Below are 22,532 nucleotides of genomic sequence, written 5' to 3'. Positions count from 1 at the left end.
AATACAATGAAAAAAATAATATACAGCATCCTGTTTTGTTCGTTAGCTGTTTTTGCTTCAGGCCAGGTTGCCATAGGAAAAGAAAGCGTTAATGGTACAGCCACCATTTTAGATTTTAATAATACAGCCGGAAATACCAATGGCATTATACTTTCTGCCGTGAATAATCTTTCCGGGGCTTTATCTTCAGCTCCACCAGAGAATAATGGAACTTTTCTCTTTGATAAAAGCGATAAAAAGGTAAAAATGTATGAAAACGGAGTCTGGATTGAACTGAGCGATTCAGGAAACGATTCACAGATCATAACAAATACAAGTGCAGAATCCGGGGGTAACCAGGGCGTGATTATCGGGGCATCAACTAGCAATGCCAGGGGAGTATTGGTTCTGGAGGCACAAAGTAAAGCACTGATCCTTCCCCAGATCAATACCCCTCATACAGCAGTAAAAGGTCCTTATCCGGGAATGATGTGCTATGATACTGCGAGTAAATCATTGGCTGTATTTGACGGTTCCAGCTGGAATTACTGGAAATAGAAAGTCAGAATCTGGTATTTATTCAGATTGACCTTTTAATGAGGAAAGAGATATAATACCATACAATATAAAACACAAGTTATATATATAATTCCGTCCTGTCGGAGGCTGGCTTCCGGCAGGACTTTTAATATAAAAATACAGATGAATTTCAAAAATATCCATATAGGAAATATGATTCAGAATGCGGTTAAAGAAAGTGGTCTGGAGCTTTTCAGAATCTGTAATTTCTTTCAATGCACAGAGCAGGAAATAGAAGCAATGTATGGCTCGGAAAGTATAGATACCCATCTGCTGCTGAAATGGAGCAAGTTTCTGGAATATGATTTCTTCAGAACCTATTCCCAGCATCTTATTTTGTATTCACCACCTTCCCGGAAAATGAAAAAAGGAACAACAAAAGAAGTGACAGGCCTGCCGCAATTCCGGAAGACCATTTATACACAGGAAGTCATCGATTTTGTCCTTGAACAGATTCGTTCTGAAAATATGACCAGAAAAGAAGTCATGGAGCGCTATGCAATTCCTAAAACAACACTTTTCAAATGGATTGAAAAATATAACCGATAAAAACAATGAAAAAATACAGACAGCCCAACTTTAAGCAGATTTATACCGATATTCTCTTTAAAAAATATCCGGAAAAATATAACGCATGTGAAGGATTATTATTGAAAAAAGAGCTTCTGGCATTAGATGTAATGAAAATCAATACCCTTATTTTCGGAATATCTGAAAAGAACAGCCAGAGATACCGTTCCTATAAAGAATCTGATATCATTTGTATGCTTGAATATCAGAAAAAAAACAAACTGAACAATACCCAGCTGGCCGTCCATTTTAAGCTGAGCAGAAATACCGTAGCTAAATGGAAAAAAATCTTTCTGTATAACACAGAAGTATGAGAAAGAAAATAAAGGGGAAATACGCTTTCCCCTTTATTTTTTGTAGTTTAGTTTTTCTGAAAAATAGATTTTTCACCATTTGTCACATTTTACAAAGCTTTATGAAAAGAAACTTCATCAATCAGGAGGAACTCTCGGATAAATTCTGGAATATTGAATATACAGGAACTACACAAACGATAACATTCGGAAAAACCGGAACAAAAGGACGTGAAACCGTCAAAGAATTTGCTGATGAAAAAGAATGCACTCGGGAATCTGAAAAACTGATCAGCCAGAAAATAAAAAAAGGCTATACTGAAATTCAGGAAAACGATGAAATACCTCAGAAAAAAGAACTTTCGGAACAGGAGAAAGCAGATATTTATTTCTGGGAAGCCATCGAAAAATCAAATAAATACAAAAAAGCCCATTGGAGCGAATATGATATAGATGAGCATGTAGAAAACCTGACATCCTATCTCTCTAAATTCGGGAAAGAAAGATTGATTCTTTTCGAAAAAACACTTCAGGAAAAACTAAGTGTGCTCTACACTGCAGAAATTGCAGAACTTTCCTTTATCCTTGAAGGTAACTTTAGACTGGAAAACGGAACCTATGTTTTTGATGGTTATCTTTCCGATGACGGCTTCATCTATTTCCGATGCTGGCTGCTGTTGAAAGGAAAAGAATTCTTTGAAGATATTACAAAAGATATTCAGTCATTCGTAAACGGAAAATACAGCTTTGATATTGGTGATTGCTGGGGTGAAGAACTTCTGTATGTATCAGACCGGGCCTATTCTGAAAATCATGACAATAAAGACGAATCAGAAATAAGAGATACTGTAGATGAATTGTATCCCGGCAATCACTACGACAGTATGGACAGGAAGATGAACCGTGAGCCGAAAAGCGGAGCAGGTTTGCAGAAGATGTATCCGAAACTGGTAAAAGAGATTGGTGACCTGAGGAACTCATAAAGCCTGATATGACCATGTTTACCATACCGGAAGTTTCTGAAGCAGAAGCAGATATTCTGAAAGAAAAGAGAAATCCGCAGAACTTTCCAAAAACAATAACATTTCCTTTTTCTGAACAATATAAAAATCTAGTAACACCCATCAGAACCATTGAAATTGCCTCAGAAACGATCCTGTATAACGCTGTGGAAGCCGTTTCTGAAAACAAGGAATCTGAGTGGAAAGACTATTGGTGTTTTGCCGGAAACGGACAGGGCGACCGTTGGTTTTTGAATAAAGAGAATTCCATTTTTTTCTATGATCATGATGCGTCCGATGAACTTCTGCCCATGGAAATAAACTTTGGGCAGTGGCTTCAGATGGCTTATATAATCCACCAGCTGGATGACTGTTATGATGAATACGAAATTATTCCGCAACTCATAAAAGAGACTTTTTATAAAACATTGAACAATATCGGCCCCGGATTAGGAGAACGTTATCCGTTTACAGTATAAAAGAGTGTATGATGTTTAAAAACAGTTCAAAATAACCATCACAGAACGAATATCATTTCGTAATAATAAAAGTATTGGCGAAGAATAGTTATTTTTGCCAAAATCCTGTTTTATAATGAAGAATGCCATAAGCTGGATATTGATTGTATTTCTCACGGTTTCTCTTTTGCAGAACTGTTTAAATACCCGTGTTCAGAAAGAATTCCGGCAGAAGTCTTCATTTCTCGCGGAATTGAGGATATTATATTCCTCAGGAAACCCTTCAAAATGGCCAAAACCAATCCTTGATCCCGATGCGGCTCCTTATTTTACTGAAATAGGGCATTTACCGGAAGTCGGCTTTCCGGAAGACAATCCATACTCCGAAGATAAAGCATTGCTGGGCAAGACCCTTTTTTTTGATCCACGGCTTTCCCGGTCCAACCAGATTGCCTGCGCCTCATGCCATGATCCGGAACTGGGTTGGGGAGATAACAGAACTTTTTCTTTCGGACATGACCGGCAGCTGGGTATCCGGAATGCAATAACCATTATGAACTCCGCTTATGCCCAACCTTTATTCTGGGACGGAAGAGCGTCATCATTGGAAGAACAGTCCCATATGCCGATTCAGGATGAACGGGAAATGGGTGAGCATATTGATATTGCCGCAGGAAAAATTGCAAAAATCAATGGCTACGGAATATTGTTTGAAAAAGCTTTCGGTGATAAGACAGTAACCAAAGACCGTATAGCCAAAGCGATAGCCACTTTTGAAAGAACGGTTAAAAGCGGAACCGCAAAATTTGACCTTTTCATCAGTGGAAAAGCCGATGCCTACTCTGATGACGAACTTATGGGGCTGCATCTTTTCCGTACCAAGGCGCAGTGTATGAACTGCCACAACTCAGGATATTTCTCCAATAACAGGTTTGAAAATGTAGGAACCGCTCTGTTGGGGGAAACAGGAGAAGATTTGGGGCGTTATCTGGTGACTAAAAAGCCGGAAGATGCAGGGAAGTTTCGTGTGCCGGGTCTTCGTGAGACCGCAAGAACCGGACCCTGGATGCATAACGGTTCCATGACAAGCCTTACGGAAGTCATACAGTTCTACAGCAAAGGAAACCCGGAATATGCACAAAAACGCTCAACCATTCATGAAGGAGTTACTCTGAATTCTGAAAAATCAACTTTTGTAAGATTACTGGATCTTACTGATGAAGAAATCTCACAATTGGAAGCTTTTCTACGCACACTGACCACAAAAACAGAAAGAGTAGCACCTCCCGTTTTGCCAAAATAAAAAAGCTAGTTAAGCTAATCCGGAAATCAAAATAAATCCGGGATTAGATTGAGCCTTAATTCTACTATTTAGCCTATTAAAAATCATTGATTTTTCCTCTTAATCAATCTTAAAAGCTGAATCCCCTTAATGGTTTAAAAAACAACTGAAATTGATATATTCAGAATTGAAATCAACGATGGAAATAATTTACATCCTTCACCTTCAAGCTCCCGTCGTCAAAACTTTTCGTAACTTTATCCATATACAATCATTTCACTATGAATATCAGTCTTTCATCAAAAAATGCTTTAGTAGGAGCTGCCACCCAGGGAATTGGCGCCGGAATTGCCCTTGAGTTGGCCAAATGCGGAGCCAATGTTACCATCATGGCACGAAATGAAACCAAACTAAAGGATATTACAGCCTCACTTCCTGTTGTTAGTCCCGATCAGAAGCATCAGTATCTCGTTGCTGATTTTTCTGATTTTGAGAAATACAGAGAAATCATTGCCGGATATTTTCAGAATCATGCTGTAGATATTCTTGTGAACAATACCAATGGTCCGGAGCCGGGTTTTGCCTTAGAAAAAGAAACCAATGATTACCAGAAAGCATTTGACCTGCTTTTTAAAACGGTATGCGAAACAACACTATTGGCTTTACCTCATATGATCAGGCAGAAAAACGGACGGATCATCAATGTGTCTTCACTTTCCGTGAAAGCTCCTATTGGAAACTTAGCCCTTTCCAATTCTATCCGTTCAGCAGTGATCGCCTGGGCAAAAACCTTATCCAACGAAGTGGCACAGCACAACATTACCATCAATAATATTCTCACCGGCTATTTCGATACGGAAAGAATCCAAAACCTGATTCACCACGAAGCTCAGCAGACAGGACTTCCTGTTGAAGAAATTCTAAAAAACCGGGAAAATAAAATCCCGATGAAAAGACTGGGACAGCCGGAAGAATACGGACATCTGGCAGCTTTTCTTGCATCAGAATATGCGTCTTATCTTACCGGAGCCAGCATACCTTTAGACGGAGGACTGAACAATACCTATTAGAAAAAACAGCGAAATTTCTTTAAAATCCTGTACTTTCGCAAATGACATGAATTAAACTCATAACCGGATGAAAATGAACAACAGGGTTAAGATTCTGAGAGAACAGCAAAACCTTACCCAGACTGAGCTTGCCGAAAAATCTGGACTCTCTTTAAGAACTATTCAGAGAATTGAAGCCGGAAATATACCCAAAGGTTTTACCCTGAAAGCCATTGCGCAATCTTTGGAAGTGACGCCTGAAGACATTATTCCTGATACAGATGAAGAAACAAAAAAAGTGACAACAGATAGGGCAAAAATGATTAATTTATCCGCTTTATCAGGGTTGATTATACCATTCGGAGGAGTTATTTTCCCTTTGATTTTAACCTACAGAACGAAAGATCAGGAAAATAAAAAACTGGGAAAAGAGATTGCAGGAGTACAGATTATTCTGTCTGTTATTCTGTCTGTATTAATGATATTAAGTCCATTTGTTCAAAAAGGGTTGACGATGAGATTTCCTCTTTTTCTTCCCATTTTAATAAGTTTTATGGGTCTTAAATTATGGATTATATTCAAAAACGGAAACAGCCTGAATCAGAAAAATGCCCTTGATATTAAACTGAAAATTGATTTTTTGTAGCACTTATGGTAAGGAATAAATAGAATTTATGTTTTTTTCTAATGAATGATTTGCATTCCATTTTAATCAACTCTATGTAATATTCTGCAGCTCCCGGATGTCTTTAAAATAAGAAAACAGAAATTTACTTTCCGGGATAAAATGATAATCATTGATTTTGGAATTCTGTTAAATAAACGGCTGAAAAAATAAAATTACATTTTTGACTAAAACCATGTAATGATCTGTTACGGCTAGTTGTCTTAATAAGTATTGGAATTAAATATTTATATGAAAAACTGGTCTTTTAAAAAATGGAACACCATTTTAGGATGGGTGGTCTTTATCATTGCATTAATTACATATACCTCTACCATTGAGCATTCGCTCAGCTTTTGGGACTGCGGGGAATATATCTCTTCTGCGGTAAAACTTGAAGTAACGCATGCTCCCGGAGCGGCATTATTCCAGATTGTGGGGGCTGTGGCCAGCATTTTTGCGATGGGGAACGTAGAAAACTATGCTGTGGTCATCAACACCATGTCCGCGGTATTCAGTGCATTTACCATTCTTTTCCTGTTCTGGACCATTACCCATTTTGTAAGAAGATTGCTGAACAAAGATTTTGATGAAATAGCAAAACATCAGGAAATCTCCATTCTTTTTGCCGGAGCTATAGGAGCTTTGTGTTTTACTTTCTCGGATACATTCTGGTTTTCAGCAGTGGAGGGAGAGGTATATGCCATGGCGTCTATGTTTATTGCTTTATTGGTTTGGCTGATCACGAAATGGGAAAATGATTATCAGGCAGCCGACAATGAGCGGTGGATCATCCTTATTTTCTTTATTATTGGCCTTTCTGTAGGAGTTCATATGATGTGTATGCTGGCGATTCCTGCTGTTTGTCTGGTCTATTACGCCAGAAATTATACGTTTTCCTGGAAAAACTTCATCTGGGCGAATCTGATTACTCTGGGAATTCTGATTATTGTTTTCAAAATTATCTTCCCTTTGATCATGACGATGTTCGGAAATCTGGAAATCTTCTTTGTGAATGGGATGGGACTTCCTTTCCATTCAGGGACCATTGCCGCATTTATTTTAATGACAGCAGCATGTTATTTCCTGATTAAATATGCAAGGAAAGCAAAAAGAAAAGTTTACCAGGCCATTGTACTGTCAGTGGTTTATATGATCATCGGTTTCTCATGCTGGATGGTGATCCCCATCAGAGCAAACGCCAATCCTCCAATGAACCTTAACGATCCTGATACGGCGATCGGAATGCGGGATTATTACAACAGAGAGCAGTACGGAGATTGGCCGACAATTTATGGACAGAATTATACCGCTTTCCTTGATGCCAAAGGAATGGAGAAAAACGAAGACGGAAGCTATAAAATAGATAAAACCGGAGATATGTATGAAAAGGATGAAAAAACCGGAACCTACAGGAAAACGGGTGAGCGCTTCAATTACGTATTCAACAAATCTCATATCAGCTTTATGCCGAGGATGTTTAAAGAAGATAAAGAGATCATGGAAAACTATATCGCGTTATATGGGGCTCCGGATTTTACCTTCAACTATGACAATGAAGATGTTGCAGATAATCCTCAGGCCAAACAAATTTTTGATGAGCTGAGAGCCAAATATGAAGATAAAACCATCACGGCAGCAGATTATTTAAAAGTAAAACCCTATGATTTGATCAATGTACAGAGACCATCACTGGCTCAGAATCTTGATTATTTCATTTCCTTCCAGAACGGATATTACTTTGCCAGATACCTGATGTGGAATTTTGTAGGAAGACAAAATGATCTGCAGGGACACAAGGAAATCACCAACGGAAACTGGATCTCAGGAATTCCGTTTATTGACAATGCTTTAGTTGGAAATCAGGATAAAATGCCTGCGAAATTTAAAAATGAAAGCACGGTAAAATTCTTTTTTCTTCCGTTAATTTTAGGATTGATTGGTTTCTTTTTCCAGCTGAACAGAGACTTTGGAAGATTTTATGCCCTTCTTTCCCTGTTTATTCTGACAAGTGTAGGAATTGTTTTCTATACAGGGGTAAAACCGTTTGAAGTAAGGGAAAGAGATTATGCGATGGTAGGTTCGTTCTATGCTTTTGCCATCTGGATCGGATTGGGGGCTGGAGCTATTTTATGGTTTCTTCAATCTAAAATAAAATCCAACGGAGCCAATATTGTTTTAGGAGCTGTTTTATTAGGAATACCTTTCATGATGGGATTCCAGAATTACACGTCACATGACCGTAGTAAAAAAACGGCAGCTTATGATTCTGCATATTCCTTTCTCAGATCTTTACCAAAAAATGATATTATTTTTATTTACGGGGATAATGATACCTTTCCGGTATGGGCCATCCAGGAAACAGAAAGATTCAGGGATGATGTGAAAACCGTCAACTTTACCCTGCTGGCCACCCCATGGAATATTGATCAGGTAAGGAGAAGAACCTACAATGCAGCAGGAATTCCAACCCAGCTGACACATGATGAATACAGAGACGGAGTAAATGACCAGATTTATCTGATGAAAAAAGAAGACTGGGAAGGATTTTTCTCCATGCTGAAAGAGCAAGGGGCTCCGGATACGGAATTCCAGGCCTTCAGAAAATACCTTACACAGGACTCCATTACCCTGAAGGAAGCGATTGAATTTATCAGACTAAAATCTCCTGAAAAAGATGAGCTTCTGAAAATGTACTTCGGGGAAGAAAAATATGAAAAATATAATATCCTTCCGGTTAATAAGTTTATCCTTCCGGTAAACAAAGAAAATGCTGTAAAAGCAGGAATTATTACGCAGGCAGATCTTCCGGATACCGTGAATCAGATTATGATTTCCTACAAAGCCAATACACTTTATAAAAGCAATCTGATGATGCTTGATCTTTTGGCCACTTTTGATTGGAAACGTCCGATTAACTTCTCTTCAGGCGGAGTTTATGAAAGCGAAAATATTTTCTATCTCGATGAATACCTTCAGTTTGACGGGTTCAGCTACAGACTGGTTCCTATCCATACAAAACAGACACCGGATGGAGATTTAGGCAGAGTAGATGCAAATTCTCTTTACAACGTGGTGAAAAACTTTAAGTGGGGCAATTTTAAAGATCTTAGTATTTATTATGATGAATCGGCTACTTCAAACATCATGAGCTACAGAACATCGGCTAGTAGAGCTGCTTCGGCATTGGCTTTAAGCGGACAAAAAACTAAGGCAATTGAAATTCTTGATCTTGCTGCAAGAGAAATCCCGGCAGAAAAATACAATGATCCGCGGTCATTAAGCGCGATGGTCACTGGATATATCGTGGCCGGACAGGAACAGAAAGGTCTTCAGCTGGCGGAAATCCTTAAAAAAGGAATCTTTAAAGAATATGATTATTACCTAAGCTTAGATCCTGCTGATCAAAGGTATGTGAAAAGGCAGATGAGAACGAAACCAATGGAATATTCTCTTGTGGTTTCTGCGGTTACAGATGCTTACAAAAAGATCGGTCAGAACGAAAAAGCCTATGCTTATCTGGTAAAATCAATTGAACCTATCGATAAAAAGTTCAATGTTTTCATCAAAGAACTTCAGCAGATGGGGAAAGAAAAAGCGATGAAAGAATCTGAAAATGTACAGAAAATAACTCCTTTCTACCAGTATTTATTTGATGTGATGGAACCTTTCGATTCTACGTATTCCAAAGAAAAAGAAGAACAGATCACCAAAGCACTTATCAAAGCAACTCAGTAATTTTTCAATAAAAAGATCCTGTTTTTGCAGGAGAAGCAGAGCCTTCTGGTCAATGACCGGAAGGTTTTGTGATATCTGGTGGCCATTAATGTGATTTAAGACAGAAAATATGTCTTTAAATGAAGCCTTTTACAGCCATATTATTGAGTAAACCACCGGAAATCCGTATTATTGTAAGAGTTTAAGGTATACCCCTGAAATTATGATTATAAGAAAAAAAGAACACTGGTTCAGAATGCTTTTTGTATGGCATGGTTCGGTACTTCCAGGGCTGCTGCCCAGGCTGGGGCTTCTTTTTATTTTATCTTTGGTAGTGGTGTATTTCCACGGAACTATTTTAGATTTCAAAATACCGCTTAATCCGGCACCGCTTACTCTGTTTGGGTTTGTGCTGGCTCTTTTTCTGGGATTCCGGAACAATGCAAGCTATGAAAGATTCTGGGAAGGAAGGAAACTTTGGGGAGCTTTGCTCAATATCGCGAGAGCGCTGACACGTCAGGCACTCACATTAGGAAAAAAGGCAGATCCTGCTGCTGTTGAAGACTTTCTGAATTTACTCAGCTCCTTTTTATATGCCCTGAAGCATCAGCTGAGAGGTTCTGATCCTCATGAAGACCTGCAAAAGAGGCTTCATCCTGAACAACTGAAAATCGTTGAAAACGCAAAGTATAAACCTATCGTACTGATGAGGTTATTGGCAGAATGGGTAGAAAGGGCCAGGGAAGAAGGACGAATAGATTCTATCCAGCAGGGACGGTTTGATGAAAATTTAGACCGGTTGGCGGATGTTGTAGGCGGATGTGAGAGGATTTTGTCTACCCCTATCCCGTACAGTTATCGCGTGTTGCTTCACCGTACGGTTTATATTTATTGTTTTCTTTTGCCATTTGGTCTGGTAGACAGCTTAGGATGGTTTACTCCGCTTATCGTTGTATTTGTAGCCTATACTTTTGTTGCTTTTGAAGCCATTGCGGATGAGATTGAAGAACCTTTCGGAACCGAAGACAATGATCTTGCATTAAACAGTATGTGCGAAATGATCGAAAGTACCATACATGAACTGGCCGGAAAACATCTTGAAACCATATCCAGACCTGTAAATAATATTATCAACTAAATTGTGACGCTGTTGTCGCGTATTTCAGATGCAGTCTCAAAACCCTCATATCATTTATACCATAGGCCATTCTACCCGAAGCATGGAAGATTTCCTTGCCCTGCTGAAAGAATTCGGGATTGAGTTATTGGTGGATATAAGACGATTTCCGGGTTCAAAAAAGTATCCATGGTTTGATAAAGAAAACCTTGAAAAAGAGCTTCAGGAAAATGGCATCATTTATATTCATATGGAAAGCCTTGGCGGGAGACGAAAAGTACAGCCTGATTCACCAAATGACCGCTGGCGGAATGATTCTTTCAGAGGCTATGCGGACTATATGGAAACCGATGAGTTTAAAACTGCGGTCCGGAAATTAGAAGATACAGCATCAGAAAAAACTACAGCGTATATGTGTTCAGAAGCCGTTTGGTGGAGCTGCCATCGGTCTATGATTTCAGATTACCTGAAAGCCGCAGGATGGAAAGTCCACCACATTATGAATCACGGGAAAACAGAAGAACATCCTTATACTTCGGCCGCCCGTATTGTGGATGGACAGGTCTGCTATTCGGATGAAAATTTATTCAGTTAAACCATAAAAATACCAACCAGTGATAACGGAATTTAAAATTGGTGATCAAGTAAGCTGGAACTCAGAAGCCGGAATATTATTAAAGTACATACCAAAGACTTTGATTATAAAGGCTATACCCACCATGCCAGTCCGGAAGACCCTCAGTATGAGATAAAAAGTGATAAATCCGCTTATATTGCGGCCCATAAAGGCTCTGTATTTAAGAAAATCGACGACTAAACCTGAAAATCCATCAACATTAAATAATGAGAAAAAAAATACTTACATTAATCCTATTCGCTATTTTTTTGCAGTCCTGCTTCAAAAAAAAGGAAGAGAAAACAATTACACAAACAACCTCTGAAATCAAAGTTTCTGATACGATTCAAAAAAAAGAACCTTCAGTAAAAGATGTTCAATACAATATTGAGGTTGAAAAAATAGATTCAATACAGTTTTATTCAGCAGAAACAAAAGCGGGAAACCGGCAGGAGAAAATAACGAAAATCGAGAATTTTGATGAAGCCAGAAAATTACTGAAAGGCGTTGTAGAATTTTCTGAAAAAGATGAATACGGCGAAAATCAGGCTGTAAAAAAGATCCGCTTCAGAAACGGAAAAATATTTCAGAACGAAAATGATTTTGACGGAGAATTTTTTGTGGCCTATTTTCCGGGGGAAGATATACTACTGTGCGAAGGCGGCCACACAACTGATGTGAGCTTTAATCTGAAAAACGGTCTGCAAACGGAAGACACCGGAAACCCTGATATGATCGTAAATTCACCCGGCAAGGCATTCAGGCTGAATGGTCATTTCGGAGGGCAGGAATGCAGTTTCTATTTTATTCAGCGCAAAATCAACAATGAATATGTAAAGATTATACAGCTGGATAAAGAATTTGAAAAACAGACCAAAACCTGGCTCTGCATTATCGGAAAATCTTTCTGGGCAGACGAGAAAACACTTTATCTAACAGAAGGGAGCAACTATACAGAAAGTGGCGTTAAAAAACGGTATTTTAAAATCAGGATTATCGAGAAATAAAAGACTCAAAACTTTACAGGATCAATAAGCTTAGTCCTAAAATGCCGGAAGCTGGAAGGGGGAGGATGGAAGTTACTTTTAGCTATAGGTATTGATGACTGTCATACAATTTTAATGTTATCAAAAGAGTAAAAACAGATCAATAGTTATTCTTGATAACCTTCATAATCTCTTTTTCATGACAATAAGCGTTTCTTTTTTTCCAGGATGAGGAGAAACCTCCTTGAACCCCATTCTTTCGTATAGCTTATAAGCCTTGATATTTTTACAGGTTACTTCCAGAATAATTTCACGCGTACTAAATCTGTGAACAGCTTCCCCTATAACTGCACTGAGAAGTCCTGAACCTATATTTTTACCCTGAACTTCAGCCCTTACATACATCTGATAAATATGGCCTGTATTGTTTTTCTCCTCAATAAATACACAAATTCCGATAAGCTCATGATCCACAAATGCACCCATTACAAACCTTCCCGAAGTCTGGTTTTCTATATCAGTTTCCAGCCTGAGTTTTTCAGTTTTTAGCGCCTCCTGATAATCTGCACCAAATGATTCTGGAAAATGCTTCAGGCTTTCAAGTCTGATGGTTCTGTAGAGAGCGCTTTCTGTAGGTAAAAGGTTTCGGAACTTTATGGTCATGATAGAAACATTGTAGATTGAGTAAATATAGGGAGTTTTAAATTGAGAATTGATCCGCAGTAAAATGCTGGAAACCTTTTATGTAAAGTTTCGGCGGGCCTTTGGCCCGCCGAAACTCATATTATCAGCATAAAATACTAATCAATCCCATGTTGCCACACGAATCCTTTCGTGTGGCATTTTTATTTCAAAAAGTTTTTATCTTTATCAAAAACATAATTGATGAGTCGTAATTATAAGTTTTTTAGAAGATAATTTTAAACCACACAATACGATCGAACGGATCTTCAAAATAGCGATATAATTGGAGGATCTTGAGCAAATTGGTATATTGGCACACAACAATGGTCACAAAAAGAGGATCACGAAAAACAAACCACAATCTTAAGAGAACATGCAGAATTGCATTATAATAATACTCCAGAACCAAATAAGAATAAGTTAATGATGAATGTAACACTAAAAGTAGTTTAAAATGATACATGAGGATTTTATAGATAGATTGAATGAGCCTGAAAAGATTAGCACAATAGATATATCAACTTTAAAAATAGAATATGCGGCACAATTAGCCACTCTTATCGATAGTGATGTTCTTTTGGAATATCTTGAATATTATGGTGAATCAGTTTTCATGGAGGGATTATTTTCTTTTATAAATCCTCTTGATTATGAAACATTATTAAAAGAGTTTCCAAAATTAAAAAATCAATCTATTATGCCTTTTGCAAAAACGGCAATGGGTAATTTTTATTTAATTGGGGAACTTGATAATGAAAAGTGTATTGCTTTTTACAATATACAAACAGAAGAATATATATATGTAGATAATAAATTAAATCGATTTCTAGAAGGATACGCAGGAAGTAGGCTTTATATGGAAGATGAGTGGTATGGATACATAGAGCTACCTGCGCTTGATAAATACGGTCCGGTAGCAATTGATGAATGTTTAACGTTTATACCTGCCTTAGTTTTTGGTGGGGACGAAAATATAGAAAACATGCAAAAAGTAAAATTGAAAGAAAATTTACAAATATTAGCACAAGCTTTTAGTTGATATATTATCTGTGCTATAACAATAGATTCACCACAAATTAAGAGAGGGTTTTCTTAGCCATAGAAGATACCGGAAATAAAAAAAGAGGCTGACCTTTTTAGACAGCCTCTCATATTATCTGTATAAAATACTAATCAATCGGTTCCCAAAGCTGGATTTTATTACCCTCAAGATCTAAAATATGAATGAATTTTCCATAATCATAAGTGGCGATTTCATCCAGGATCGTTACATTTTCTTTTTTTAGCTCTTCCACCAGGGTTTCAAGATTTTCAACCCTGTAATTAATCATAAAGTCTTTTTCAGAAGGTTCAAAATACTTTGTATTTTCTGCGAAAGGGGCCCATTGGGTCAGTCCTTTTTTACCATCAGTCTGAAGCCATTCAAAACTGGTTCCGTAAGGGCTGGTTTCAAGGCCAAGGTGAGCTTTATACCATTCGTTCATGGCATTTGGATCTTTAGATTTGAAGAGGATACCTCCAATTCCGGTTACTTTTTTCATGTATTATTTTTTTATCGTTAGGGGTTGTATTCAGCAGAAGCCGAGACGGCCTTCAAATATAGGTAAAAACCGGAAACGCTGTATCGTTTTTTGATTTCAAAGGATTTTTCATGATGCCTATTCCTGGAATTCCTTATCAGTCTGCAGAGGTTGGTTTTACACTCATCTCCTGAACCTCTTCAGCAGAAAAACCATAGATCTGGGGTGTTTTCACATCCAGTAAATTGAGGTAAATATATAATTCGCCTCTGTGATGGATTTCATGTTCCGTCATAGCCCGCAGCCACTTTCATACCGATATTTCACTTCCGGCAGGGGTGAGGCATCTCCGGTTGAGGTCTTCATCAGAAAGCCCACTAAGAATTTCAATCATCTGCCGATGCATTTCATTAAAATATTTTACCGTCTCATCATAGCCGTCCGCCAGATCTTTACCGCAACCCTGATAGGAGCTTTTTCTTCCGGAAATAGTTTCTCCGTACATGTTCCGTTCAATAGCAGCAATATGTCTGATTTGATCTCCGATGGTAAATTTCCCGGGTTTATAGGAGAAATCAATATGTTCAGGAGGAACCACTTCGATGAGCTTTATCGTCCGGGCTCTTATTTTTTCATAATAGTCAATAAATGCTGCGGCAGATGTTATTTCCATGATCAGTTTTTTGAATGGTTAAATTATTGAAAAATAGAAAAATAGACAAAGGAATATTAATCGTTTTTGTTACCCTGATGCCCGTTAAAAAACGCAAGCATCGTTTCCAAAGCTACCTCTGAATGCATTCGTTCACCATTGTCAAGAGATTCCTGTATGGCTTCGGAAGCCCGTTTTCGCATTTGGTTTTCGTATAGAGCAATAGCTTCTTCGATTGAATGAGAGCTGCTGTCGGTAAGATACTTACTCAGTTCCAAGGCATCCAGCATTGCCATATTGGCTCCTTCTCCGGCAAATGGGGGCATTACATGGGCGGCATCACCTATCAACGTTAGATTAGGACGGGTTTTCCAACCTTCATCTAATGGCATATAATAGATTGGGCGGGGAATAAAGGGAGATTCGGCATTTTCAAAAAGTTCCGTCCAGCTGTCATCCCATTCAGAATACTCTTTTTTATACCAGTCCAGGATTTGTGTCTGATCAGAAAAATCAAGACCGCTGGTTGAAGCCCAGTTTTCATCCGCCCTGAAACTTGCATAAAATCCAAGGTTACCGTTTCCTTTCTGTCCAAGCAGTAAATTCTGATGGTTTCCGAAAGCCATGATCTTTCCGCCTTTAAGAAAATCAGTAATGACAGGAGCTGTTTTTTCCGCCTGGATAATATTCCCTTCAAGCATAGTAATTCCAGAATAAACGGGCTTAATATCTGTGAGATAGGGACGAACTTTAGAATTAGCACCATCTGCAGCAATAACAAGATCCGCATACGCTGATGAACCGTTTTTAAAATGCAGTATCCAGCCTTCACCCTGTCTTTCCATAGAAATAAAATGACTGTCCCAGACTACAGTTTCCGGTTGAAGGGATTTCAGCAGCATATTTCTCAATGGGCCACGGTCAATCTCTGGTCTGAAATGGGCATTTCCGAAATCTTCGTCCGGTTTGCTATCATGATCGCTGTAGAATACTTTGGCCTGGTGGTTAACAATCAGGGTTTTATCTGCTCCTGGACGGTAGTTTTCCTTAAACTCTTCCAGAAGGTCTGCCCCGCGTAGGGCCGCCATCCCCGAGTCCTCATGCATATCCAGAGGAGATCCCTGTACGCGGGCATTTTTGTCGAAATCTCTTTCGTATACCCTTACATCTGCATTTTTAAGCTGTAATAGTCTGGCCAGCGTAAGACCGCCGGGGCCACCACCGATAATGGCTATTGATTTATTTTTTATAAGCATCTCAATTGAATTTACAGATGCAAAGTTATTTTTGTTTTAAAACAGATAATAGTATAAATCGGTCGTCTTTATTTTTTGCCAATTCTTTGGGAATCACGCCGGAAAATTTTTTGATTTCCTTAATAAAATGGTTCTGATCCGTAAAATTGAGCTCCGGAAAAAGTTTTCCTTCTGCAATATGTTCCAGAGAAGCCCGGAAACGGAGAATTGTAGAATATGATTTTAAGGAGAGCCCAAACTGTTTACTGAAATAACGGTTGATCTGCCTGCTGCTCCACGAGACTTTTTCAGAAAGTTCCATGACATTAATTTCACCTTTTGAAGCATAAATGAGTTCAAACAAAAGACGCTTTTTTAAGTCTATGGTTTCGGGAGCTAATTCTTTGAGAACATTGGAAACGTGCTGGTAAAATGTTTCGAAGTCATTCATGATATCCTTTGTGAAGTTCCAGAAACCAATAGGAAGTTCTCTTGCTGTATTTAAAATATCAGCAATGGAAGTTTTCAGAATGTATTCGGCTCCTAGTGGCCGGAAACTGACTACAAATGCCAGGGTATGAGGAGGAATGATTCTCTGTTCGGGAGCAGTTTCCAGTCCGATCAGCATTATGTGAAAGGATTCCGGTCCGGATTGTAAAAAAAACAGGTCGATTCTTCCATCCGGAATAATCACAACTTCTTTAGGCTGATCTGATGGATTATGAAACATTCCTATGCTTTCAACAAAGACATCAAGAGACGGATCAGGGGAGAGGAATTTACAATAAAATTCATGGTTCATATCAGCCGGAATATATTTGATGATGAATTTACAAAAAATGCTTAACTAAAAGTCAGGGCGACCTAAGATTACTTTATTATGCTCCGGATTATAAAACATCTTTGTATTGTGAATAATATGGCTTTAAAATTTGGAGAATCCGCAAATAACTGATATTTTAGTCAAAAATGACTAACCATGAAGAAATGGATTTCGATGTTTATTATTGTATTAGGGTTCAATACAATAAGCGCTCAGGCTGTAAATATAGATAAAGAAAAGCTGCTTGAATATTATGAGAACCAACGGTATGCTGATGCCGCACGATATCTGGAAAGCCTTTATCCTCAAGATACACAGGATGTAAAAGCACTTACTCAGATGGCTTACTGCAATATGATGGCAGGAAAACTTCCGGAAGCAGAGAAAAACTACATGAAAGCCAATACGGCAGAACCCAACAATCTATCTATTCTGTTCAGCCTGGCTAATATCAACTCGCGTAGGGGAAATGCAGTGAAAGCTAAAACCTATCTAACGCAAATTATGCAGCTGGACAGTCTTAATTTCAGCGCCTGTAAACAATTGGCGGTTTATGCAGAAACTCCAGAAGCCAGATTGAGCTACCTTAAGAAGGCAAACCGTCTGAACACTACTGATCCGGATGTTGCCTATGACCTCTCCATGGCTTATAAAGAACTGAAACAATACCAGCCTGCTTACGATGTTCTGAAAACAGCTATTGCCGCAGATACAGAGAATTTTACCCTGCAGCAGGCACAACTTCCGGTTGCCAATCTTCTGGGAAAATATCAGGAAGTAATAGATACAGGAAAAAAGCTGATGAAAAATAATACCGATGCCAATGTGATCAATGAAATGGGGCAGGCTTATTTCTATTTAAAAGATTATCAGACCTGTGCTACTCTTTTTAAAACTCTGGAAGATATGGGGATTCAGAATGAAGGTACCCTGTATTTTATGGCTTTGAGTTACCGCGAACTGAAAAACTTCGATCTTGCAGCAATCTATGCTAAGAAAACCATTGAAGAAGGAATATCAAAACATACAGCTGTTTATTATACTGTGCTTGGAGGTATTTACGAAGCGAAAAACCAGTTTCCTGAAGCAGTGACGGCTTACAAAAGAGGGCTTACTTTTGATAGCAGTAATACAATTAATTACCGCTTGGGACTGCTTTACGACCTGAGTATGAAGCAAACCAAAAATGCTTTATCTTATTATAATCTATACCTTAAAAGCAAACCGGATCCGGAGAAAGAAAAAGATCAGATTACCTATGCTAAAGCAAGAATTGCTGCACTTACTACCTCAAAATAGCCATTTCTTTATTTATTGTAGAGCTTTAAACTCCCGCTCCCGCAAGAACCCTTCAAACACTGATACTAAAGAATGAACAAAAGCTCCCGCTCTTTCCCTGTATATGCCATTGCTGACAAAACAGTCACATGGATGATGCGCATACTGGCATTGATTGGGCTCGTCGTTTTATTTTTATTAGGACTCTTATTGCCGATAGCCTTTGTGGTTGATGATGGGTATAGGGTTTCATACAGCAGAAACCCGGTGAATTCGGTAATATTGATAGCACTCTATGAACTGTGTTTCTTTTTTCTTTGCCGATGGTTGGTAAAATACTGGAAACGGAACCAGGATAAAACAATTGTAAAAATGTGGATAGACGAAAAAGGTCTGCATCGCCAGCAAAAAGATGGCAATATCCTCTCCATTTTGTATAGTCAGTTACGTTCAGTTCCGAAAGAAGGGAGATATGATGTTTATACTCAACAGATCGGGTCCGGAAAATATTCCAGAACCGCACTGTTGGTTAATTACAGGGATGAAACAGGTATCGTGAAACCTGTAGAGGCAGAATTTACGATGAACATCTGGTATGCTTTCTATCCGGCCAACACCATGGAAATGAGAGCTGCCTTTTTTCAGAATATAGCGGGCTATAAAGAAATAAGAATAAATCCTGAAGTATACAGGCATTACCATATAAATCCTGTTACCTTTCAGTTTGATGCAAAAAAATACTGGATACAATGGATCCTGATTCTTCTTTTTATAATTTCTGTACTGCTCATCATTTTATTGCTGACAAAAGAATAAAAGTCATCACAACGTACTGGTTAATCTGAAAATGTAGTAACTTAGAATAATGGAATATTGGTTTTATCCGAAGGAATAACTGCCATATCCGTAATCTTTTCTTTTAATTAATCCCTATGAAATACCTTAGATTTATCATAATATTTGTCCTTTTTGCTGGTCTGGTTATCCTTTTAACGCGTATCGGAGCCAAAGAATATGCTGAAAAAAATAAAGTTTTAAAAAACGGAGTTACCTTTGAAGGCGTTGTAACCGATATAAAAAGATCCAATAATCATAGTTTTGGAATACTGTCTGTAAACATTTCCAAATCAAATGTAAATGACTTTTCAGCTAAACCGGAACAGGGAATATATCCGTATCAAATCAGAGGAAAACAGGGCGAAATCTATTTACCGGTGTTCGTACAAAGAGAGGTGGGTGACAGTGTTAAACTTATTTCTGATAAAGAAATTGTTTATTATAAAGGCCAGAAATCCAGTGATAAAGGCGAAGTTTACATCATTACAGAATCTGAAGATATTGATTTTGTAAAACAAAACTCACTGTTCAAATAAAAAATGAATCTTCTTCACTTCAACAGAATTTTAGTGAAAATCAATACCTTTATCCTACAGAATAAGAAAGATGAAACTGAAATTAGGAATCCTCGATCAATCTCCCGTTATTTCAGGCAGCACTCCTTTGAACGCACTGAACGACAGTCTCAATCTTGCCGTATTTGCTGATGAAGCGGGATTTCACAGCGTAATGTATTCCGAGCATCATGGGGTAGAAGCATACGGAAGTTCAAGCCCTGAGCTTCTTGCAGCTGTTGTTCTGGGAAAAACAAAAAAGATCAAAGTAGGAACAGGGGGCATTATGCTCCGAAATTATTCAGCTTATAAAATTGCGGAATGGACGAAAATGCTGAGCACACTCTATCCCGGACGCTTTATCCTGGGGCTGGGAAAAGCTCCCGGAGGACTAAAAGATGCAGTACAGGCACTTAATAATAACAAACCTCCGGTGTTATCCAATGCAGAAAAGAAATTGGAAGAGATCATCCAATACATCAAAGATGAGGAAGGGATCTACGCTGGGCTGATCGCTCAACCCCAAAAACTGATTCATCTGCCTGAGATCATCTGGCTAGGTTCCGGAGTTACGTCAGCGGGTGAAGCAGCAAGACATGGAGTAGGATATTCCTTTGCGGATTTTATGCGGCATGGAAAAGAAACCGAAAGCACTGAAGCTTATCAGAAAGAATTTGATAACAACGCATACGGAAAAGCTCCCTTACTACAGATTGCAGTTGCTGCATCAGTAGCACCGGACCTGAAAAAGGCCAGGTATAACGCCTATGGAATGGCTTACCAGTTTTTGCAGGCAAGACATTTAGAGGCCCCTGAAGCACTTCTTTCCTCAGAACAGATAGAAAACAGAATCATGGGAACAGAAAATGAGGAGGAATTTTTTAATATTCTGGACAACATCATTATTGATACTCCCGAAAACATAGCCGGCAGATTGCAGGAAACAGCTGAGAAATATAATACGGATGATATATTGATTTTATGCAATATGTTCCAGCAGGAAAACCGTATGAATACCTATAAAAGCATCATTCTGAACAGCAGATAGCAATAGTGCATTCAGAAAATTCCGATATTGAAAGGTTTTTACACCGGACAGCCATTAAAAGTATTATATTGGCGAAATAAAAACAATAAACCAGACCTTCTCCCTATGAGTTATAACATCCAGCTTTTCAGATCCGAAACAAAAGAAAAAGAACAGGCCGCCAACGATGAGAGCTTTTTTGACCGCGAAGATAACCTTATACCGTTTGAAAAACAGCAGATTGCCGGTTTAAAAGAACGCCTTCTGAGTTATAAATATGAGCTGGTCAGGGAAGATGCTTCAGGACTTCACTTCAATCATCCCGATGAAGATTTTGGAAGTGTACTGCTTTCAGAAAGAGGTCTGTATTTCAGAGCAGGTCTGAGCGAAAGCTCCATTTTTGAAGTCGGAATGACTGCGTCAGAATTTACCGATACCGGAGAATTTGCAAAATACGACCCACAGCAGGAAGGTTGGGAAGAATTTTAACCATCTTTGTTGAAAATAAGACTATGAATAAAAAACATATCGTTATAATCGGTCTTGGAGGCGTTGGCGGATATTTCGGATTTAAGATCAATCAGTATAATGAAACTTCAAAACAATATAAAATAACTTTTACAGCCAGAGGAGAAACCTATGAAAAAGTAAAAGAAAACGGTCTGATCCTGCTCTCTCCCGAACATTCGGTTGCCCATACTTTTCCTGATACCGTTGAACAGCAGATCAGCAGCATCAAAGATCCGGATCTTATCCTGATCTGTGTCAAAGAATACGATCTGGAAAATGTCTGCACTCAGCTGAAGCAGGTCATTCATAAAAATACCGTACTCCTTCCGATGATGAATGGAGCCGATATTTATGAAAGAATCAGAACAGTTATTCCGGATAATGTTATTCTTCCGACCTGTATTTATGTGGCTTCCCATATCAAGGAAAAAGGAATTGTAGAACATAAAGGAAAAGCGGGGAAAATGATCATGGGCAGAGATCCTCAGCATTTTTCAGCAGATATAAACTGGATTGTTGAACTGATGAAAGAGAGTAAGATTGACATTGATTTCAAAGATGATTCATTAACCGATATCTGGACTAAATTTATCTTCATTGCGAGCTTCGGACCGGTAACCGCAAAATATAATTCATCTATCGGAACGGTATGTACCGATGTACAGCAGAAACATGAGGCAACGGAAATTATGAAAGAAATTAAGCGGATAGCCGATGAAAAAGGAATTCACCTTTCCTATGATATTATAGCAAAAACCTTTGAAAAAGCAGCAGCATTTCCTTTTGAAACTCCCACATCTTTACAGCTGGATATTCATTCCGGAAAGGAAGATAACGAACTGGAATTGTTTGCCGGAGCTATTTTAAAGTATGGTAAAGAATTGAGTATAGAAACACCTTTCATTCAAAAGGTCTACAATGAGATAAAAGGAAAATAGTTATATCAATAAAGACGGTTTTAGGCCGCCTTTACTAATGCAATAGAAATTTAAATATAGAGAACATTTATCCGGTTAGGAAAAAATCACAATCAATTCTTTGTATTACCTTGTTAAGTTTACCCTTTGTTTACCTTAAAAAAGAGAGTTATCATTTCTCTTT

General features: G+C 38.3%; 26 protein-coding genes. 20 read left to right on the top strand and 6 right to left on the bottom strand.

Features of this window, described 5'->3' with window-relative positions; translation table 11 throughout:
• Positions 1-6: 6 nt before the first annotated feature.
• The 13 genes from J2Y40_RS22630 to J2Y40_RS22575 all read left to right on the top strand — a co-directional run bounded on the left by J2Y40_RS22630 (position 7) and on the right by J2Y40_RS22575 (position 12,332).
• Positions 7-537, top strand: coding sequence for a hypothetical protein (locus J2Y40_RS22630; RefSeq protein WP_153391537.1), 531 nt, complete (start codon positions 7-9; stop codon positions 535-537).
• A 144-nt stretch (positions 538-681) separates the two neighbouring features.
• On the top strand, positions 682-1,107 hold the full coding sequence (locus J2Y40_RS22625) for a transposase (RefSeq protein WP_153391539.1): 426 nt from the start codon (positions 682-684) through the stop codon (positions 1,105-1,107).
• A 5-nt stretch (positions 1,108-1,112) separates the two neighbouring features.
• Positions 1,113-1,442, top strand: coding sequence for a helix-turn-helix domain-containing protein (locus tag J2Y40_RS22620; RefSeq protein WP_153391541.1), 330 nt, complete (start codon positions 1,113-1,115; stop codon positions 1,440-1,442).
• 101 nt (positions 1,443-1,543) lie between these two features.
• Positions 1,544-2,404: a DUF4240 domain-containing protein gene (locus J2Y40_RS22615; RefSeq protein WP_153391543.1), complete on the top strand. Its 861-nt coding sequence runs from the start codon at positions 1,544-1,546 to the stop codon at positions 2,402-2,404.
• Positions 2,405-2,412: 8 nt separating this feature from the next.
• Positions 2,413-2,901, top strand: a complete 489-nt coding sequence (locus J2Y40_RS22610; RefSeq protein ID WP_153391545.1) for a hypothetical protein — start codon at positions 2,413-2,415, stop codon at positions 2,899-2,901.
• 115 nt (positions 2,902-3,016) lie between these two features.
• Positions 3,017-4,183 carry a cytochrome-c peroxidase gene (locus J2Y40_RS22605; protein WP_153391547.1) on the top strand — a complete coding sequence of 389 codons (1,167 nt, stop codon included), beginning with the start codon at positions 3,017-3,019 and terminating at the stop codon, positions 4,181-4,183.
• 260 nt (positions 4,184-4,443) lie between these two features.
• Entirely contained in the window at positions 4,444-5,232 is a 789-nt protein-coding gene (locus J2Y40_RS22600) for an SDR family oxidoreductase (protein WP_153391549.1), read from the top strand.
• A gap of 67 nt (positions 5,233-5,299) precedes the next feature.
• The gene (locus tag J2Y40_RS22595) at positions 5,300-5,857 is read left to right on the top strand and encodes a helix-turn-helix domain-containing protein (RefSeq protein ID WP_310001557.1); all 558 of its coding nucleotides are present in this window, start codon (positions 5,300-5,302) and stop codon (positions 5,855-5,857) included.
• 270 nt (positions 5,858-6,127) lie between these two features.
• Entirely contained in the window at positions 6,128-9,613 is a 3,486-nt protein-coding gene (locus J2Y40_RS22590; protein ID WP_153391551.1) for a DUF2723 domain-containing protein, read from the top strand.
• Between the two features lie 202 nt (positions 9,614-9,815).
• Positions 9,816-10,730 carry a bestrophin family protein gene (locus J2Y40_RS22585; protein WP_153391553.1) on the top strand — a complete coding sequence of 305 codons (915 nt, stop codon included), beginning with the start codon at positions 9,816-9,818 and terminating at the stop codon, positions 10,728-10,730.
• 28 nt (positions 10,731-10,758) lie between these two features.
• Complete coding sequence (locus J2Y40_RS22580) at positions 10,759-11,304, top strand: DUF488 family protein (protein ID WP_153391555.1); 546 nt, start codon at positions 10,759-10,761, stop codon at positions 11,302-11,304.
• A 54-nt stretch (positions 11,305-11,358) separates the two neighbouring features.
• Positions 11,359-11,526 (top strand): DUF2945 domain-containing protein, encoded by a 168-nt coding sequence (locus J2Y40_RS24040; protein WP_409017736.1) that lies wholly within the window; start codon positions 11,359-11,361, stop codon positions 11,524-11,526.
• A gap of 26 nt (positions 11,527-11,552) precedes the next feature.
• A complete protein-coding gene (locus tag J2Y40_RS22575; RefSeq protein WP_310001554.1) occupies positions 11,553-12,332 on the top strand; it encodes a hypothetical protein in 780 nt (259 codons plus the stop codon).
• A 162-nt stretch (positions 12,333-12,494) separates the two neighbouring features.
• Here the strand turns inward: J2Y40_RS22575 and J2Y40_RS22570 are convergent, their stop codons facing one another.
• Positions 12,495-12,974: a GNAT family N-acetyltransferase gene (locus J2Y40_RS22570; RefSeq protein WP_310001552.1), complete on the bottom strand. Its 480-nt coding sequence runs from the start codon at positions 12,972-12,974 to the stop codon at positions 12,495-12,497.
• A 475-nt stretch (positions 12,975-13,449) separates the two neighbouring features.
• On the opposite strand from J2Y40_RS22570, the gene J2Y40_RS22565 reads away from it, so the two are divergent.
• Positions 13,450-14,034 carry a T6SS immunity protein Tdi1 domain-containing protein gene (locus tag J2Y40_RS22565; RefSeq protein WP_153391560.1) on the top strand — a complete coding sequence of 195 codons (585 nt, stop codon included), beginning with the start codon at positions 13,450-13,452 and terminating at the stop codon, positions 14,032-14,034.
• Between the two features lie 130 nt (positions 14,035-14,164).
• On the opposite strand, the gene J2Y40_RS22560 is transcribed toward J2Y40_RS22565, so the two are convergent.
• From J2Y40_RS22560 to J2Y40_RS22540, 5 genes are all read right to left on the bottom strand, one after another.
• A complete protein-coding gene (locus tag J2Y40_RS22560; protein ID WP_153391562.1) occupies positions 14,165-14,536 on the bottom strand; it encodes a VOC family protein in 372 nt (123 codons plus the stop codon).
• A gap of 136 nt (positions 14,537-14,672) precedes the next feature.
• Positions 14,673-14,810 carry a DinB family protein gene (locus J2Y40_RS22555; protein WP_310001548.1) on the bottom strand — a complete coding sequence of 46 codons (138 nt, stop codon included), beginning with the start codon at positions 14,808-14,810 and terminating at the stop codon, positions 14,673-14,675.
• Positions 14,811-14,825: 15 nt separating this feature from the next.
• Positions 14,826-15,188 (bottom strand): DinB family protein, encoded by a 363-nt coding sequence (locus tag J2Y40_RS22550; protein WP_231128603.1) that lies wholly within the window; start codon positions 15,186-15,188, stop codon positions 14,826-14,828.
• A 56-nt stretch (positions 15,189-15,244) separates the two neighbouring features.
• Positions 15,245-16,423, bottom strand: coding sequence for an NAD(P)/FAD-dependent oxidoreductase (locus J2Y40_RS22545; RefSeq protein WP_310001546.1), 1,179 nt, complete (start codon positions 16,421-16,423; stop codon positions 15,245-15,247).
• Between the two features lie 25 nt (positions 16,424-16,448).
• Positions 16,449-17,204, bottom strand: a complete 756-nt coding sequence (locus tag J2Y40_RS22540; RefSeq protein ID WP_310001544.1) for an AraC family transcriptional regulator — start codon at positions 17,202-17,204, stop codon at positions 16,449-16,451.
• 177 nt (positions 17,205-17,381) lie between these two features.
• On the opposite strand from J2Y40_RS22540, the gene J2Y40_RS22535 reads away from it, so the two are divergent.
• The 6 genes from J2Y40_RS22535 to J2Y40_RS22510 all read left to right on the top strand — a co-directional run bounded on the left by J2Y40_RS22535 (position 17,382) and on the right by J2Y40_RS22510 (position 22,369).
• A complete protein-coding gene (locus J2Y40_RS22535; protein WP_310001542.1) occupies positions 17,382-18,524 on the top strand; it encodes a hypothetical protein in 1,143 nt (380 codons plus the stop codon).
• Positions 18,525-18,596: 72 nt separating this feature from the next.
• A complete protein-coding gene (locus J2Y40_RS22530; protein ID WP_310001540.1) occupies positions 18,597-19,319 on the top strand; it encodes a hypothetical protein in 723 nt (240 codons plus the stop codon).
• Between the two features lie 116 nt (positions 19,320-19,435).
• Positions 19,436-19,876 carry a hypothetical protein gene (locus J2Y40_RS22525; RefSeq protein ID WP_153391572.1) on the top strand — a complete coding sequence of 147 codons (441 nt, stop codon included), beginning with the start codon at positions 19,436-19,438 and terminating at the stop codon, positions 19,874-19,876.
• Positions 19,877-19,946: 70 nt separating this feature from the next.
• The gene (locus J2Y40_RS22520; protein WP_153391574.1) at positions 19,947-20,942 is read left to right on the top strand and encodes an MsnO8 family LLM class oxidoreductase; all 996 of its coding nucleotides are present in this window, start codon (positions 19,947-19,949) and stop codon (positions 20,940-20,942) included.
• Between the two features lie 105 nt (positions 20,943-21,047).
• Positions 21,048-21,410: a hypothetical protein gene (locus J2Y40_RS22515; protein WP_153391576.1), complete on the top strand. Its 363-nt coding sequence runs from the start codon at positions 21,048-21,050 to the stop codon at positions 21,408-21,410.
• A 23-nt stretch (positions 21,411-21,433) separates the two neighbouring features.
• A complete protein-coding gene (locus J2Y40_RS22510; RefSeq protein WP_153391578.1) occupies positions 21,434-22,369 on the top strand; it encodes a ketopantoate reductase family protein in 936 nt (311 codons plus the stop codon).
• Positions 22,370-22,532: the final 163 nt, after the last annotated feature.

Origin of the sequence: Chryseobacterium sp. 2987 (genome assembly GCF_031456375.1) — a bacterium.
GTDB classification, from domain to species: Bacteria; Bacteroidota; Bacteroidia; order Flavobacteriales; family Weeksellaceae; genus Chryseobacterium; species Chryseobacterium vaccae.
The sequence above is the reverse complement of the archived record's forward strand: the minus strand, read 5'-3'. Positions and strand labels throughout refer to the sequence as shown.

What these genes read in the sequence shown, in the direction of transcription:
- J2Y40_RS22565 (WP_153391560.1), top strand. Translation starts at nt 13,450, where the DNA reads ATGATACATGAGGATTTTATAGATAGATTGAATGAGCCTGAAAAGATT.
- J2Y40_RS22525 (WP_153391572.1), top strand. Translation starts at nt 19,436, where the DNA reads ATGAAATACCTTAGATTTATCATAATATTTGTCCTTTTTGCTGGTCTG.
- J2Y40_RS22515 (WP_153391576.1), top strand. Translation starts at nt 21,048, where the DNA reads ATGAGTTATAACATCCAGCTTTTCAGATCCGAAACAAAAGAAAAAGAA.
- J2Y40_RS22570 (WP_310001552.1), bottom strand. Translation starts at nt 12,974, where the DNA reads ATGACCATAAAGTTCCGAAACCTTTTACCTACAGAAAGCGCTCTCTAC.
- J2Y40_RS22590 (WP_153391551.1), top strand. Translation starts at nt 6,128, where the DNA reads ATGAAAAACTGGTCTTTTAAAAAATGGAACACCATTTTAGGATGGGTG.
- J2Y40_RS22625 (WP_153391539.1), top strand. Translation starts at nt 682, where the DNA reads ATGAATTTCAAAAATATCCATATAGGAAATATGATTCAGAATGCGGTT.
- J2Y40_RS22630 (WP_153391537.1), top strand. Translation starts at nt 7, where the DNA reads ATGAAAAAAATAATATACAGCATCCTGTTTTGTTCGTTAGCTGTTTTT.
- J2Y40_RS22575 (WP_310001554.1), top strand. Translation starts at nt 11,553, where the DNA reads ATGAGAAAAAAAATACTTACATTAATCCTATTCGCTATTTTTTTGCAG.
- J2Y40_RS22545 (WP_310001546.1), bottom strand. Translation starts at nt 16,423, where the DNA reads ATGCTTATAAAAAATAAATCAATAGCCATTATCGGTGGTGGCCCCGGC.
- J2Y40_RS22595 (WP_310001557.1), top strand. Translation starts at nt 5,300, where the DNA reads ATGAAAATGAACAACAGGGTTAAGATTCTGAGAGAACAGCAAAACCTT.
- J2Y40_RS22530 (WP_310001540.1), top strand. Translation starts at nt 18,597, where the DNA reads ATGAACAAAAGCTCCCGCTCTTTCCCTGTATATGCCATTGCTGACAAA.
- J2Y40_RS22540 (WP_310001544.1), bottom strand. Translation starts at nt 17,204, where the DNA reads ATGAACCATGAATTTTATTGTAAATTCCTCTCCCCTGATCCGTCTCTT.
- J2Y40_RS22585 (WP_153391553.1), top strand. Translation starts at nt 9,816, where the DNA reads ATGATTATAAGAAAAAAAGAACACTGGTTCAGAATGCTTTTTGTATGG.
- J2Y40_RS22600 (WP_153391549.1), top strand. Translation starts at nt 4,444, where the DNA reads ATGAATATCAGTCTTTCATCAAAAAATGCTTTAGTAGGAGCTGCCACC.
- J2Y40_RS22605 (WP_153391547.1), top strand. Translation starts at nt 3,017, where the DNA reads ATGAAGAATGCCATAAGCTGGATATTGATTGTATTTCTCACGGTTTCT.
- J2Y40_RS22560 (WP_153391562.1), bottom strand. Translation starts at nt 14,536, where the DNA reads ATGAAAAAAGTAACCGGAATTGGAGGTATCCTCTTCAAATCTAAAGAT.
- J2Y40_RS22510 (WP_153391578.1), top strand. Translation starts at nt 21,434, where the DNA reads ATGAATAAAAAACATATCGTTATAATCGGTCTTGGAGGCGTTGGCGGA.
- J2Y40_RS22555 (WP_310001548.1), bottom strand. Translation starts at nt 14,810, where the DNA reads ATGACGGAACATGAAATCCATCACAGAGGCGAATTATATATTTACCTC.
- J2Y40_RS22615 (WP_153391543.1), top strand. Translation starts at nt 1,544, where the DNA reads ATGAAAAGAAACTTCATCAATCAGGAGGAACTCTCGGATAAATTCTGG.
- J2Y40_RS22550 (WP_231128603.1), bottom strand. Translation starts at nt 15,188, where the DNA reads ATGGAAATAACATCTGCCGCAGCATTTATTGACTATTATGAAAAAATA.
- J2Y40_RS22610 (WP_153391545.1), top strand. Translation starts at nt 2,413, where the DNA reads ATGACCATGTTTACCATACCGGAAGTTTCTGAAGCAGAAGCAGATATT.
- J2Y40_RS22535 (WP_310001542.1), top strand. Translation starts at nt 17,382, where the DNA reads ATGAAGAAATGGATTTCGATGTTTATTATTGTATTAGGGTTCAATACA.
- J2Y40_RS22580 (WP_153391555.1), top strand. Translation starts at nt 10,759, where the DNA reads ATGCAGTCTCAAAACCCTCATATCATTTATACCATAGGCCATTCTACC.
- J2Y40_RS22520 (WP_153391574.1), top strand. Translation starts at nt 19,947, where the DNA reads ATGAAACTGAAATTAGGAATCCTCGATCAATCTCCCGTTATTTCAGGC.
- J2Y40_RS22620 (WP_153391541.1), top strand. Translation starts at nt 1,113, where the DNA reads ATGAAAAAATACAGACAGCCCAACTTTAAGCAGATTTATACCGATATT.